The organism is Methanoculleus frigidifontis, assembly GCF_030464345.1.
In the GTDB taxonomy this organism is placed as follows: Archaea; Halobacteriota; Methanomicrobia; order Methanomicrobiales; family Methanoculleaceae; genus Methanoculleus_A; species Methanoculleus_A frigidifontis.
The window spans coordinates 74885-88631 of record NZ_VCYH01000002.1 but is presented as its reverse complement, the minus strand read 5'-3'; the positions used below and the strand labels follow the sequence as shown (position 1 = coordinate 88631).

14 protein-coding genes are annotated in these 13747 nt (G+C 61.4%); 11 read left to right on the top strand and 3 right to left on the bottom strand.

Annotated features, from left to right (window positions below):
• The first annotated feature begins 12 nt into the window (after nucleotides 1-12).
• The gene (locus FGU65_RS03335) at nucleotides 13-498 is read left to right on the top strand and encodes a GNAT family N-acetyltransferase (protein ID WP_301662998.1); all 486 of its coding nucleotides are present in this window, start codon (nucleotides 13-15) and stop codon (nucleotides 496-498) included.
• Nucleotides 499-543: 45 nt separating this feature from the next.
• On the opposite strand, the gene FGU65_RS03330 is transcribed toward FGU65_RS03335, so the two are convergent.
• Nucleotides 544-1176, bottom strand: coding sequence for a CDP-alcohol phosphatidyltransferase family protein (locus FGU65_RS03330; RefSeq protein ID WP_301662997.1), 633 nt, complete (start codon nucleotides 1174-1176; stop codon nucleotides 544-546).
• A gap of 188 nt (nucleotides 1177-1364) precedes the next feature.
• Between FGU65_RS03330 and FGU65_RS03325 the strand changes: the two genes are divergently transcribed.
• Complete coding sequence (locus FGU65_RS03325; RefSeq protein WP_301663289.1) at nucleotides 1365-2063, top strand: dihydrofolate reductase family protein; 699 nt, start codon at nucleotides 1365-1367, stop codon at nucleotides 2061-2063.
• Between the two features lie 9 nt (nucleotides 2064-2072).
• Here FGU65_RS03325 and truD read toward each other — a convergent pair whose 3' ends face one another.
• Together truD and pth2 are read right to left on the bottom strand one after the other, a co-directional pair.
• Nucleotides 2073-3341 carry a tRNA pseudouridine(13) synthase TruD gene (gene truD / locus FGU65_RS03320; RefSeq protein WP_301662996.1) on the bottom strand — a complete coding sequence of 423 codons (1269 nt, stop codon included), beginning with the start codon at nucleotides 3339-3341 and terminating at the stop codon, nucleotides 2073-2075.
• Nucleotides 3338-3700: a peptidyl-tRNA hydrolase Pth2 gene (gene pth2, locus FGU65_RS03315; RefSeq protein ID WP_301662994.1), complete on the bottom strand. Its 363-nt coding sequence runs from the start codon at nucleotides 3698-3700 to the stop codon at nucleotides 3338-3340. Before pth2 ends, truD begins: the two co-directional genes overlap by 4 nt.
• 74 nt (nucleotides 3701-3774) lie before the next feature.
• Between pth2 and FGU65_RS03310 the strand changes: the two genes are divergently transcribed.
• From FGU65_RS03310 to gyrA, 9 genes are all read left to right on the top strand, one after another.
• On the top strand, nucleotides 3775-3969 hold the full coding sequence (locus FGU65_RS03310; protein ID WP_301662993.1) for a hypothetical protein: 195 nt from the start codon (nucleotides 3775-3777) through the stop codon (nucleotides 3967-3969).
• Nucleotides 3970-4634: 665 nt separating this feature from the next.
• Nucleotides 4635-5807 carry a geranylgeranyl reductase family protein gene (locus FGU65_RS03305; RefSeq protein ID WP_437344435.1) on the top strand — a complete coding sequence of 391 codons (1173 nt, stop codon included), beginning with the start codon at nucleotides 4635-4637 and terminating at the stop codon, nucleotides 5805-5807.
• Nucleotides 5808-5849: 42 nt separating this feature from the next.
• On the top strand, nucleotides 5850-6488 hold the full coding sequence (gene cbiM, locus FGU65_RS03300; protein ID WP_301662992.1) for a cobalt transporter CbiM: 639 nt from the start codon (nucleotides 5850-5852) through the stop codon (nucleotides 6486-6488).
• Nucleotides 6488-6838, top strand: coding sequence for a PDGLE domain-containing protein (locus tag FGU65_RS03295; RefSeq protein ID WP_301662991.1), 351 nt, complete (start codon nucleotides 6488-6490; stop codon nucleotides 6836-6838). The genes cbiM and FGU65_RS03295 overlap by 1 nt, the downstream gene beginning before the upstream one ends.
• 27 nt (nucleotides 6839-6865) lie before the next feature.
• Nucleotides 6866-7699: an ATP-binding cassette domain-containing protein gene (locus FGU65_RS03290; RefSeq protein ID WP_301662990.1), complete on the top strand. Its 834-nt coding sequence runs from the start codon at nucleotides 6866-6868 to the stop codon at nucleotides 7697-7699.
• Nucleotides 7696-8511 carry a cobalt ECF transporter T component CbiQ gene (gene cbiQ, locus FGU65_RS03285; protein WP_301662989.1) on the top strand — a complete coding sequence of 272 codons (816 nt, stop codon included), beginning with the start codon at nucleotides 7696-7698 and terminating at the stop codon, nucleotides 8509-8511. Before FGU65_RS03290 ends, cbiQ begins: the two co-directional genes overlap by 4 nt.
• Before the next feature lie 419 nt (nucleotides 8512-8930).
• Nucleotides 8931-9239, top strand: coding sequence for a hypothetical protein (locus FGU65_RS03280; protein WP_301662988.1), 309 nt, complete (start codon nucleotides 8931-8933; stop codon nucleotides 9237-9239).
• A 106-nt stretch (nucleotides 9240-9345) separates the two neighbouring features.
• Entirely contained in the window at nucleotides 9346-11316 is a 1971-nt protein-coding gene (gene gyrB, locus FGU65_RS03275) for a DNA topoisomerase (ATP-hydrolyzing) subunit B (RefSeq protein ID WP_301662987.1), read from the top strand.
• Complete coding sequence (gene gyrA, locus FGU65_RS03270) at nucleotides 11306-13747, top strand: DNA gyrase subunit A (protein ID WP_301662986.1); 2442 nt, start codon at nucleotides 11306-11308, stop codon at nucleotides 13745-13747. The genes gyrB and gyrA overlap by 11 nt, the downstream gene beginning before the upstream one ends.

The window sequence follows — 13747 nt, the reverse complement described above, 5'->3', positions numbered from 1 at the left end:
CCATCCTCTGCCATGCACCCTGCTCCGGAACGTTGGGTGATCCGCCCGTATGCGCCGGAAGACCTCGACGCTGTTCTCCGAATCTTCGTTGCAACAGTCCATACCGTGAACCGTCGTGACTACACCGAGGAGCAGCTTGATGCCTGGGCGCCCGAGACGCCCGACCGGGAACGGTGGCAAAGGTTCCTGGCAGAGAACAGTGTATATGGTGCAGAGATCGAAGGTTCGGCCGTCGGATTCGGCGACCTGACCCGTGAAGGATACCTGCACATGCTGTATGTGCGGGCGGACTGTCAGGGATGGGGAATCGGTTCAGGCCTCCTGGCGGTCCTCGAGAAGGAGGCGCAGGGCCGTGGCCTTGCGGTACTGCGGACATATGCGAGCATCACGGCACGGCCGTTCTTCGAGCGTCGTAGCTACCGGTGCCTGGGAGAAGATACGGTGACGCTCCACGGCGTCGAGCTGCTCAGGTTCCGGATGGAGAAGTGGCTCTTCTGAGAGCCCGTATCGCGGCAAAGAGCGCAAAATTATTGGGGAAGACCCTTACGCATATCTGCGATAGAGGTAGACAACCCGCTGCACCGCAGAGAGGTTGGTGCAGACGGCAACGATGAGCACGGCGACCCAGATGTAGCCGGTGACCGCGCCGAGCACCAGAAAGAGCACGGTCTCGGGCCTTCCGAAGAATCCGATCCCCTCAAGGGGATCTTCGATCTTCCCTGCAACGCGTTCGCTGTATCCGATCTCCGCATACACGACCGGCTTGATGAAGGTATTGATCATGGAGCCGAAGAGTGCCAGGGCAACCACGCCGAAGTCCCAGAGCGGCGGCACGGCGATCAGATGACTGATGATCGGAACGCCCGAGAATCCTACGCCGAGGATTGCTGCGGCATCGACGTATTTGTCTGCGATCCAGTCAAAGACCGCCCCGAAGTCGCTCTCGGTGTTGTTTCTCCGGGCGACATTCCCGTCCACCAGATCGAGCACCGCCGAGATGAACAGCAGAAGGCCGCCGGCGAGGAAAAAGCGCTCTGCAAATGCGATGGCGCAGAGCAGCCCGAAGAGCAGGGAGAGCAGGGAGACCTGGTTTGCCGTAACCCCGAATCTGATAAAAAGAGATGCAAGCGGCTCGGTGTACTGCATCATCCGAGGCCGCAGAGAGGTTATATTCATATCTCATACTCAATCGGTCAGGATAGAGTTTAACTTTTACTCATACGCCGGAATGCCGGATAAAACGCAAAAGCATCGAAAATACCTCTCTCCATCCCTGAAAAAGCACTTCGAAAGCGCGGCGGGGGTTCCTGGTGCAGCACCAACTTCTTTAATGTGCTGCCCTGAATAGTTAATGAAGGATGTTCATGTCAGAATGCAGCAGGCCCCATGTGCTCATGATGTCGGAGATCACCGCCGACGGGAAGCTTACCCTGAAAAAGGGCGCTTCAAGCAAAATTCTCATGAAATACATGGCTCATGAGACCGAGATACTGCTCCACAAGACACGTGCGGAGTACGACGCCATTATGGTCGGGCCGAACACCATACGCATCGATAATTCCTTTCTCACCGTTCGCCTCGTCGAAGGAGAAAGCCCGCTGCGCGTCATACCCAGCAGCCGCGGCGATATTCCGCTCGATGCCAACGTGCTCGGCGGCGACGCCCCGACGGTGATCGCCGTGAGCGAAGCGGCATCCGCCGATCAGATTGCCGCGCTTCGGGAGAAGGGCGTCGATGTTGTTGTTGCCGGGAAAAATCAGGTGGATCTGACCCGGCTCCTGCAGGTCCTCCGTGAGGAGTACGGCGTCCGCCGCCTGATGATCGAGGGCGGCCCGACCCTGAACTGGGCGATGCTCAGGCAGTGCCTCGTCGACGAGATCCGATTGATCCACCTGCCGTTCATCGTCGGCGGCGCCGATACCCCCTCGCTCGTCGGGGGCATGCACATCGAGTCTGAGGAGGAGATGATCCGGCTCACCCTCAAGCAGCATTACTTGTGCGGGAGCAATCTGGTCACCGAGTGGCGTGTCCGGTACGGCGACGAACCGGATACGGATGACTGACCGGCCCGGTCAGATCATCCGCAGGGGTTCGGCTTTCATGTACTCCCTGCAGACCGTCGTTGCGTAGTGCCCGGGCGGCAGTGTGAACCGGAGGGTGACGGTGTCGTCCGAAACGCCGGCGTCGACCTCGGTGGAGAGCGCGATCGGGCGGAGCGCCCCCGAATAGCGCATCTGCACGAACCGGGACGCTTCCTTGAAGCTCTCTCTGTTGATCTCTCTTCTCGCCAGGATCTCCTGGAGGATCTCATCCATCCGGCCGTGCACCGCCGCCGGCTCTGCACCGGGGATGAAGAGGGCGATCCGGCACCGGCCGCGGCTGAGGTGCTGCACTGCCGTCCGCAGGTTTCGTTCGGTTGCGATGTCCTCCCGGCCGTTCGCAAAGAGCAGGCGGTCGCCCGGTATGGGGTCGGAGAGGGTATGGCCTTCGTCGAGCCGCCGTGAGAGAGCGCAGTTGAAGAGGTACGACTGGAAAGCACTCACCAGAAGTGAGAGCAGTTTTGGGGGGAGCTGCTGCAGCGCTCCGGCATAATCGTCCGGGTGCGCCGCGAGGTGATGGAGCATGGCGCGCTCGTAGGTCATCTGTACGGGGTACGTCGCAAGCGCTTCGTGCACGTCGCCCGTCTCGGTGAACCGGCTTCTGACGCGCTGTGCGGCTTCCGCCTCTCCCGGGCAGGCGGCTCCGACGTACAGCGTCACTGCTCCCGCATAATCACCCTGCAGAATATGTTCCCCGACGCGGTGCGTCACCGGACGGGCGACCCCGAACCGCTGAACGCCGTAGTAGTTCGGAATGCCCTCCGCCACAGTTCCGGTGACCCGCTCGACCCGTTCTGCAAGGCAGGTCCGGTCGCAGTCACGGATGACGATGGCAAACCGGTTTCCTTCGAGTGCGCCGAGTGCGAGGGGTTCGGGAGCCCTGCCGACGACGGTGAGCGTGATGTCGGTCAGGCGCACCGCCTCGACCGCCTCGGGCGTGACGTTGTAGATCGAGATGATCTGGCTCGTCACGGCGTTCTTATCCTTTGTCCCCGCCCATCCGATCCGCCGGTGGCTGATCCCGAGGCGTTTTGCGATCTCCTTGACCGCCCGCTGGAGCTCCCAGTTCTTCTTGGTCAGCCGCACGAGCAGGTGCGACCCTGCGTCCCCGTACTCGCGCGGGATCTCCTCGACGATGAAGTCTTCGGGCTCCGCCCTGAGCCGGCCGCCGATCGGGGGCGTATCGCTGCCGTAGTAGCGCATACCGAGCTCGACTTCCAGAGGGTAGGGGGACTGCATCATAGGAGTGAGAGATCGCTGGTTATCCGGTCGAGCGCCTCGCTTCTGGCAGGCCCAAGCCCGAGCGCGGTGACCGTGCCGGGGGGGATCTCGGTCAGCCCGGCGTCCTGGATGATCGATGCCGGAATGCCGGCCTGTTCTGCTATCGTCTTGAGTTCGAAGAGTTGCCGCTCAGAGATCGCTTTCAGCACCACTTTCTTCTGCCCTTCGTCGAGCCAGTGCTTCTTCGCGATCTTATCGGCTTTCTCATAGGCTCCGACGGCTGCGTGGGCAATCTGGGCGCACTTCTTGCCGCAACTCATCTTGATGTCGTTTCTCACGATCAGACACTGTTTCCACGTAAAATCGGGTATCTCCGGCATCTCGTATGTACCTCTGAGGTTATCCGTCAAATATGCTTTTACCTGATGGATAGTGATGCCGGTGCAGTTCCTGGATGGTTTTTGGCATTCTCAAATACCGGATCCGGGGTGAGGGCGGGCGGGGAGCGTGCCCCCTCCTCCATGCGATTGCCGCTCTTGTTCCCGGTATCGGGGAGATGGGGCTGCGGCGGCACGACCTCTCAATCACCTGCACAAGGAGTCCGCTGGAGCACTACCCGGCGATGGGTAGTGCTCCAGCATATACCTGATACGTGATCTCAGAGAATCCGACCGAAATTCCGCTATCCACCAACCCGCGCTCATGAAAAAATGCCATGGGGAGAAGATTTCCATTATCGGGCTCTGGTGAAGCCCTATTCCGGCTGTCATGCTTCCCTGACGAGATCGGTGCCGAACCGGGCTGGTGCCGGGGACGACCGTTTTCCCGGGCGTCTCCCCATGCCGTGGACCGTGGTGGCTAACCGCCCCCGGGTGGGGCTGACGGCGAGGGGTTTTCTCCTCCCCTGTCTCCTGCGAAGATCCCCAGACATCGTCAACCCCACTCCGCCCGGCCTCCGGCCTCCTCCCCCGGCCCAGGGGCGGGGGCAGTCATGGCGATACCCAGGGGGAAGCCGTGCCCCCGGGGTGCAATCAATCGGGAACACCCGGACGCGATCGCAACAAAGGGAGTATCAGTTGTTTCGTAGGGCACTACCGCTGATTGTTCTGACGTTCATCTTCATCGTCCTGCTGATGCGTGAGGCGGGCAGATCGCTCCGGCACCATATGGGCGGATAAGCGGGTTTACCTGTCCCCGTTTGGTCCGGTCGTTGCGGCCCGGCAACCGCCCTTTTATGCCTCACCCCGTCACAGTACTACCGTGATACGGGACGGTTGATTCCGCCCCGAGAACTGCTACGGTGGGGTGCTGGTTCTGGTCTACGATGTTGTGGTGGTGGGGGCAGGCCCGTGCGGGAGTGCTGCGGCACGGTCATGTGCCGGGCTCGGGCTGAAGACGATGCTTGTTGAGGAGCATGCCGCAGTCGGCAACCCGGTCCAGTGCGCCGGGCTCCTGAGCGCATCGGCCTTCGAGGTCTGCAGCGTCTCCCGCCGATCGGTGCTGAACGAGGTCCGCGGTGCCCGGATGGTGTCGGACCTCGGCGCAGAGCTCTGTTTCGATGCCGGGCGGACGAAAGCCTATGTCGTCGACCGGGCGGTGCTCGACCGGGAGATGGCCGAAGCGGCCGTCCGTGCCGGGGCGGAGCTGCGGCTCCGGACCTATGTCTCCGCAGTCCGTGACGGTCGCCTCCTGACCCGCGGGGTAGACGGCCGCGGCGAGATCCCCTTCAGGCTCCTCATCGCCGCGGACGGGCCTAGAAGTTCCATCGCCCGCATGCTCGGGATGGAGCGCTCGCCCATCTACCTCTCCGGTGTGCAGGCCGACGTACCGTGCGAGGTCGACACCAGGTACGTCGAACTCCACCCGAACGCCGCTCCGGACTTCTTCGGGTGGGTGATTCCGGTTACGAATCGGCGGGCACGGATCGGCCTCTGCAGCGGCCGGTACACGAAGGAGCGGTTCGATGCGTTCATCGCGAAGTTCCCTCCGGGCTGCGTTCATCTCGTCTCGGGCACCATCCCGCTCGGGGTGATGCCCCGGACGTACGGGCAGAAGACGCTCTTTGTGGGGGATGCGGCCGGATTCGCCAAGCCCACCTCGGGTGGCGGCATCTACACTGGTGTCCGGTCGGCCCGGCATGCCGCTGCCGTGGCGGCCCGCTGCTGCGAGCGCGGAGCGTTCGGTGACGACGCTCTCCGGCAGTACGAGACGCTCTGGCGGGAGGATTTCGGCCACGAACTCTCTATGGGTCTCAAACTCCTCAGAATGCGGCAGAAGATGACGCCTGAGGATATCGACCATCTCTGCAGGGTCTTAAACGATCCCGACGTCCTCGAGACGATCGTGCGGTACGGGGATATGGATCGCCCGAGCACTCTGGTGCGGAAACTGGCCTTAAAACCGGCAGTGATCAGAGCAATGGGGATAGTTTTTGCGTCGGGGCTCCGTGATGTTCTGAAGAATGAAACGAAACGTGTTCCTCAGTAATACTTTTATACCAACAGGTGTTACTCTCTGTCTGGTGCTACAATGCATATACCGGATGCCTTTATTCCGTTTCCCCAGGCGATCGTCTACTGGGTTATCGCCCTGATCTTCATTGCACTCGCCCTGCGGTGGGCGCGACGATCGATGGGCGAGGAGAGAGTCCCGCTCGTGGCCGTGCTGGCTGCGGGGATCTTTGCTATTCAGGCGCTGAACATTCCCATCCCGTGGGGTACGAGCGGGCATATGGTCGGAGCTGCCCTCGCCGCCATCGTCCTCGGGTCGCCGTATGCCGGAGTCTTTGTCCTGACGCTGGTGCTGCTGGTGCAGGGCTTCATCTTCGGGGACGGCGGTATCACCGTGATGGGTGCGAATATCATCAACATGGGCGTCGTCGGCGGGTTCGTCGGGTTCTACGGCTATCAGGCGGTGAGCCGGCTCATCGGGAACATGTACGTCGCCGCATTCGTTGCAGGATGGGCGTCGCTCTTCATCTCCGCAGTCCTCTGCGCCGTCGAACTTGCCATTGCCGGAACCTTCCCGCTCGACCTCGGCCTGCTCTTTATGGGCGGTTACCACGCCATCATCGGTGTGATCGAGGGAGGCATCACTGCGATAGCACTCTACCTGATAACGTCCGCACGCCCTGACATCCTTGAGCGGCCGCAGGGGGTGACCGGCTGATGGACCGGATGACATTCATCATCGCCGGCATCGCCGTCGCTCTCATCATCGCCGTCGCCGCGCCGTTCCTCGCGTCCGGGAACCCTGACGGCCTCGAGAGCGCCTTCTTCAGCATCTATGATGCCAAATCCTACACCGGCGACGAGCTCGATGAGGAGGCGGCCGGAGCGGCGGAGGAACGGGTGGTCGAGGTGACCGGCAACGACTTCGCATACGAATCTCCTCTCCCTGACTATACGGTCCCGGGTATGGATACGCTGGGCGAAGTTCTCGCCGTCGTCATCGGGACCCTGTTGATCTTCGGGATAGCCTTCGGCATCTCACGGATCTCGGCACGCCCCGATAAGTAGAATACCTATCTCTGTTCATTTTTTGTAATGCACCTGATCGAGACGCGAAATCTCTCGTACGTCTACCGCGGGAGTGTTGCCGCTCTCTCCAATGTCAACTTTATTGCGGAGAGGGCGTCCCGTATTGCCGTTATCGGGGCGAACGGCGCCGGGAAGAGCACGCTCTTCAAGCATTTCAACGGGATTCTCAAGCCCACCTCGGGAGAGGTGCTGATCCGGGGAGAGGCCGTGACCCGTGAGAACATCCGGGAGATCCGAAAATCGGTCGGTCTTGTTTTCCAGAACCCGGACGACCAGATATTCTCGCCGACGGTGGAGCAGGATATCGCTTTCGGACCGATGAACCTCGGGCTTGACGAGGAGACCGTTGCCCACCGGGTCGATGCGGCGCTCTCCCTTCTCGGTATCGAGCACCTGCGCGAGCGGGTGCCCCACCACCTCTCCGGCGGGGAGAAGAAGCGTGTCGCCATCGCCGGCGTGCTCGCGATGGAGCCGCAGGTGCTGGTGCTCGACGAGCCGACCGCCGGGCTCGATCCGCAGGGTGTCGCGAGCCTTGTCGAGTTTGTCAACACTCTGCCGCAGAAGTACGGTATGACCGTGATCTTCTCGACGCACCATGTCGAGCTCGTCCCCGAGATAGCTGACTCTGTCTACGTCATGGACCAGGGGGAGATCGTCGCGCAGGGGAGCGTCGCCGAGATATTCGTCAAGGACGACCTGCTTGCCCGCACCCGGCTGGACGTCCCGGTGATCCCGAAACTGCTCCGTTCTCTGCGGGACGACGGGGTCGACGTCGAGATGGCGTATACCTTCGGCGACGCCCGCCGGGCGCTCACGGACGCGTACGAGAGGAGACGATGATCGACGATCTCTTCTCGATCGAGAAGTACGCGTACCGCACAAGCCCGATCCACCGGCTCGACGCCCGGGTCAAGCTCCTGCTGACCCTCGCCGTCATCATCGCTGCCGTCGCCGTTCCGTACTCGCCGAAGGTCATCGATCTCGCGGTCGTATTCTTCCTCTTCTTTGCGGCACTCTGGGCGGTCTCACAGCTCCCGGTGCAGGTTTATGCACAGAGGCTCGTGCTGATCCTTCCGTTCGGTATCTTCCTCATCATCTTCCAGATCTTTGTCAAGAACCGCTACTATGACATCTTCCACCCGATCGTCTCCCTCCCGTTCGGTATCGAGATCTATGCGGAATCGGTCGAGTTCGCTTCGATCCTCTTTGCCAAGTTCATCGTCTGCATATCGTTTATCATCCTGCTCTCATCCACGACGAGGATGCAGGACCTCGTCGAGGCGTCGGGACGGCTCGGCCTTCCGAAAGAGTTCACGCTGCCGCTTGGGATGATGATCCGCTACCTCTTCGTCTTTGCAGAGATGTTCCTGAAGATCCGCTCCGCTCTGGAGACACGCTGTTTCGATCCGCTCGATCGCCGTCTCCCGTACCGCTACCGGCTCCTCCAGATAGGCTACACCATCGGCATGATCTTCGTCCGGTCGTACGAGCAGGGGGAGCGCACGTATACGAGCATGCTCTGCCGCGGCTATGGCAATGACTCCGGGATGCACCTCCGGAGAAGGCCGCTGCACCTGCGGGAGGCTGCCTTCCTCGCCTGCTCGATCCTCTTCATCGTCACGGTCACGATTGTCATCTATCTGGCTCCGTGACCGCGGCCCGGGGGGTTTGGGTCGCCCCCTCTCCGTTCCGAAAAAGGGTCATATCGGCGTATTTTTCGATTTTACCGCCGGCTTCGGATCCCGGCACCGCAAATGACCCGGGAATTGCACTCCGATCCTTGAAAACCGGCAGGATTCGAGGGCCATATCGGCGATATGCGGGCAGGTAATTTCCGCAGGGTGGTTACTATGGCCCGCCCCGGGATCGGCCGTCTACGGGCTTCTGTGGGGGTCGGAAATCGGCCGAATTCGGCCAGGATTGCTGATATTTAAGCGTTACTTGACCATGAAGCGGCACAGGCCGCCGCGGACCTCACTTCCGGTCCTGCACCGGCAGGGCCTCCGGCCGTGTTGGCCACGGAGAGGGTCGATCACTACCTTTTTTTGTCCCCGGCGTCCATCTTTTGCCTATGACGAGCGAATTCGGGAGAGGGTTTGTGGTCAACCTGATGCTGCTTTCCAAACACTTCGGGCTGCCACCCGAGAAGGCATTCTACGGCGCTTCTGATCACCTCGACGACCTGATTGTACCCGAAGTGTTCCGGGGCACCGAGATCGATCTGCTGGTGGAGCGGCTCCGCAAACAGGTGATCTGGCATCAACCGGGCACCATGGACAAGGAGGACGCTGCAGACGTCCGAAGGCTGATCAACCGGATTGCCGTTGCGATCGACAAGCACCTCGGAGTCCCCGATCCCGACGTCGGAAAGTACGACTGATACCGCCGTTTCCGATCGGCGGACACCTATAAGTGCTTATAAAACTAATATATAGTGTGAATTACGGTTGCGATTCAGGACGCTTCTCTTTTAGTGGAGGTCATGGATGACTGAGACGTATGATGCATCTCATATTACAGTACTCGAAGGTTTAAAACCCGTCCGCGAGCGTCCCGCGATGTACATCGGGAGCACGGATTCCCGCGGTCTTCACCATCTCGTCTATGAGGTTGTCGACAACTCCATCGACGAGGCACTCGCCGGTATCTGTGACCATATCATGGTGACCATCAATAGGGACGGCTCGGTTGCGGTCGACGACAACGGGCGCGGCATACCGGTGGATATGATGCCGCGGTACGGGAAGAGCGCCCTTGAGATCGTCCTGACCGTGCTCCACGCCGGCGGAAAATTCGACAAGAATACCTACCAGGTCTCCGGCGGTCTGCATGGTGTCGGTGTCTCCGTCGTCAACGCACTTGCAAGCTGGCTCCGGGTGAGTGTCTACCGGGACGGCAAGGTATACGATATGGCGTTTGAGCGGGGGCAGGTCACCTCGCCGCTGACGGAGCGGGAGGAGACCAGCCACGAACGCCGGCAGCGCTACTTCCAGCGCTACGGCGAGACGCCGGGGGAGGAGGTCCCCTCCGAGCGCCTCCGGGGCACCCGCATCTCGTTCATGCCCGACCCGGCCATCTTCGAGACGGTCAAATTCGACTTCGATGTGCTCGATCATCGGCTCCGGGAACTGGCATTCTTAAACAGCGGCATCACCATCTCCCTCCGCGACGAACGGACGGGAGATGCTGCGGCCTACACCTATGCAGGCGGGATCCGGGAGTTCGTCTCCTACATCAATGACGGGAAGGAGACACTGCACGACGACGTGATCGCGTTCCGCAAAAGTGACCCCGAGAGCATGGTCGAGGTCGAGGTCGCCCTGCAGTACAACATGTCGTACGGCGAGACACTCTATACCTACGTTAACAGCGTCAACACCCGCGAGGGCGGGACACACCTCGAGGGGTTCCGCAGCGCCATCACCCGGGCGATCAACGCCGCCGCCCGCCGCAACAACCTCCTGAAGAGCGCAGACGCCCAGGTCAGGGGCGAGGACGTCCGCGAAGGGCTTGCAGCGGTCATCAGCACGAAGGTCGCAAATCCCCAGTTCGAGGGGCAGACCAAGATGCGCCTCGGGAACAGCAACGTCCGCGGCATCGTCGACTCCCTCGTGTACCAGTCGCTCACCGAGTACTTCGACGAGCACCCGAAGGTCATCCAGACCATCTTCGATAAAGCGATGGCGGCCGCCCGTGCCCGTGAGGCGGCACGCAGCGCCCGCGAACTCGCCCGCAGAAAGAGTACGCTCGAGAGTTCCGGTCTCCCCGGAAAGCTTGCCGACTGCTCCGAGCGCGACCCTGCAAAGTCCGAGCTCTACATCGTGGAGGGAGATTCTGCAGGGGGCTCCGCAAAACAGGGGCGGGATCGGAAGTTCCAGGCGATCCTCCCGCTGCGGGGGAAGATCCTGAACGTCGAGAAGGCCGCCCAGCATAAGATCCTGAAGAATGCCGAGATTCAGGCACTGATATCGGCGATCGGCACCGGTGTCGGCGAATCCTTCGACCCGGAACGTGCCCGCTACCACCGCATCATCCTGATGACCGATGCGGATGTGGACGGTGCGCATATCCGGACGCTCCTCCTGACATTCCTGTACCGGTATATGGCGGATCTGATTGCGAACGGATACGTGTACATCGCCCAGCCCCCGCTCTACCGGATTGCCCGGGGCAAAGAGGAGCGGTATGTCTACCGCGAGGACGAGATGCGGGTTGTCCTCAAGGAATGGGGTGAGCGGGGCGTCTCCATCCAGCGCTACAAGGGTCTTGGCGAGATGAATGCCGGCCAGCTCTGGGAGACGACGATGGACCCGGCACACCGTGTGCTGAAGATGGTGAAGATCGAGGATGCCGTCTATGCAAACGAGATCTTCGAGAAACTGATGGGCGAGGATGTCGGCGCACGCCGGGATTTCATCCGCAGGCACGCAAAGGAGGTGACCAACCTTGATATCTGAACGGACCGGCCAGGTCATCCCGATCAACATCGAGGAGGAGATGAAGTCATGCTACATCGACTACGCGATGAGCGTGATCATCGGGCGAGCCATTCCCGACGCCCGCGACGGCCTCAAGCCCGTCCACCGTCGGACACTCTTTGCGATGCGGGAGATGGGCAACACCAGCGACAAGCCCTACAAGAAGAGTGCCCGTATCGTCGGAGACGTCATGGGTAAGTACCACCCGCACGGTGATGCCGCCATCTACGATACGCTGGTCAAGATGGCTCAGCCCTTCAGCTACCGCTACATGCTGGTGGACGGGCAGGGCAACTTCGGCTCCATCGACGGCGATGCGGCAGCAGCCATGCGTTACACCGAGGCACGCCTCACCAAGGTCGCCGAGGAGCTCCTGGAGGACATCGACAAGGAGACGGTCGACTTCGTCCCGAACTTTGATGAGTCGCTGCAGGAGCCGGAGGTGCTCCCGGCACGCCTGCCGAACCTCCTCCTCAACGGGTCGAGCGGTATCGCCGTCGGCATGGCGACAAATATGCCGCCGCACAACCTTCGTGAGGTCTGCAACGCCGTCTGCCGGATCATCGATGAGCCCACAACCTCCGTCGACGAACTGATGCGGATTATGCCGGCCCCCGATTTTCCCACCGGCGGCATTATCATGGGTACCGAGGGAATCCGCGATGCGTATCTCACCGGCCGCGGCAAGTGCGTCGTCCGCGGTGTCGCCGAGATCGAGGAGGAGGGCAGAAACCCCCGGATCATCATCTCCGAGATCCCCTACCAGGTCAACAAGGCCCGGCTGATCGAGCATATCGCAGGGCTCGTCCGCGACAAAAAGCTGGACGGGATCTCCGACATCCGCGACGAGTCTGACCGTGACGGCCTCCGGGTCGTCATCGAGCTCAAGAAAGGCGCCATGCCGCAGGTGATCTTAAACTTCCTCTACAAGCACACGGCGCTCGAGTCTTCTTTCGGCATCATCAACCTCGCCATCGTCGAGAAGCAGCCGCACGTCCTGAACCTCAAGGAGATCATCTCGGAGTTTCTCAAGCACCGGACCGAGGTCGTCCGGCGGCGCAGTGAGTTCGACCTCCGAAAGGCGGAAGAGCGGATTCACATCCTCCGCGGTCTCCTCATCGCGCTCGACAATATCGACGCCGTAATAGCGACGATCCGGGGCTCGCAGACGACCGACGAGGCGAAAAACGCACTCATATCGCGGTTCGCCCTCGATGAGGCGCAGGTGGATGCCATCCTGAAGATGCAGCTGCGCCGCCTGGCGGCGCTCGAGCACCAGAAGATTGTGGACGAGCGTGACGGCCTCGCGCGGGAGATCGAGCGGCTGCAGGCGATCCTTGCGAGTGAAGCGGCAATGTTCGCCGAGATCCGGAAAGAGATCGGCGAGATCGCAGACCGCTACGGCGAGGAGCGGCGTAGCGGCATCCAGTACTCCATCGGGAGCATCGAGAAGGAAGACCTCATCGAGGACAAGCCCATGCTGGTCTCGCTGACGCTATCGAACTATATCAAGCGGATCGACCTCGATACCTACCGCGGACAGCGGCGCGGCGGCCGCGGCGTCATCGGCATGGCCACCAAGGAGGACGATATGGTGGAGAGGGTCTTCGTCGCCAATATGCACGACTACCTGCTCTGCGTCACCAACAAGGGACGGGCGTACTGGGTGAAGGTCTACGACATTCCGGAGAGCAACCGGACGAGCAAGGGCAAAGCGCTCGTCAACCTCCTGAACCTGAACGAGGAGCGCGTCACAGCGGTGATCCCGGTCCGGGAGTTTAGCCCCGACCGGTTCCTCTTCTTCGCTACACGGGCAGGCACCGTGGCGAAGATTCCGCTGGACGAATTCTCCAGGCCGCGCCAGAGTGGCATCAACGCCATCACCCTCCGTGAAGGGGACGACCTTGTGGACGTCATGCTCACCGACGGCAGCCGGGATCTTGTCCTGACGACGCAGTACGGTCAGAGCCTCCGTTTCTCCGAGGAGACGGTCCGGTCGCTCCACCGGAATGCCATGGGCGTCCGCGGTATCAGACTGCGGGACGACGATACCCTCCAGTCTGCCACCGTTGCCGAGAAGGATCACCTTCTTACCATCACCGAGAAGGGATACGGCAAGCGTACCGACTTCGATGAGTTCCGGGGGCACGGACGCGGGACGATGGGTGTCAAGAACATCGTCACCGACCTGCGGTCGGGTGTCGTCGTCGCCTCGACGGCGGTCTCGGACGATGATGAGATCATCGTGATGAGCGCATCCGGCATTGTCATACGGACGAAGGTCTCCGAGATATCGATACAGAAGCGCAGCACCCGCGGTGTCCGGGTGATGAAGCTCGGTGCCGGCGACCGGGTGGTCGGCGTCGCAATCCTCCGTTCCGACGAGGATGCCGAAGAGGACGCTGTTTGA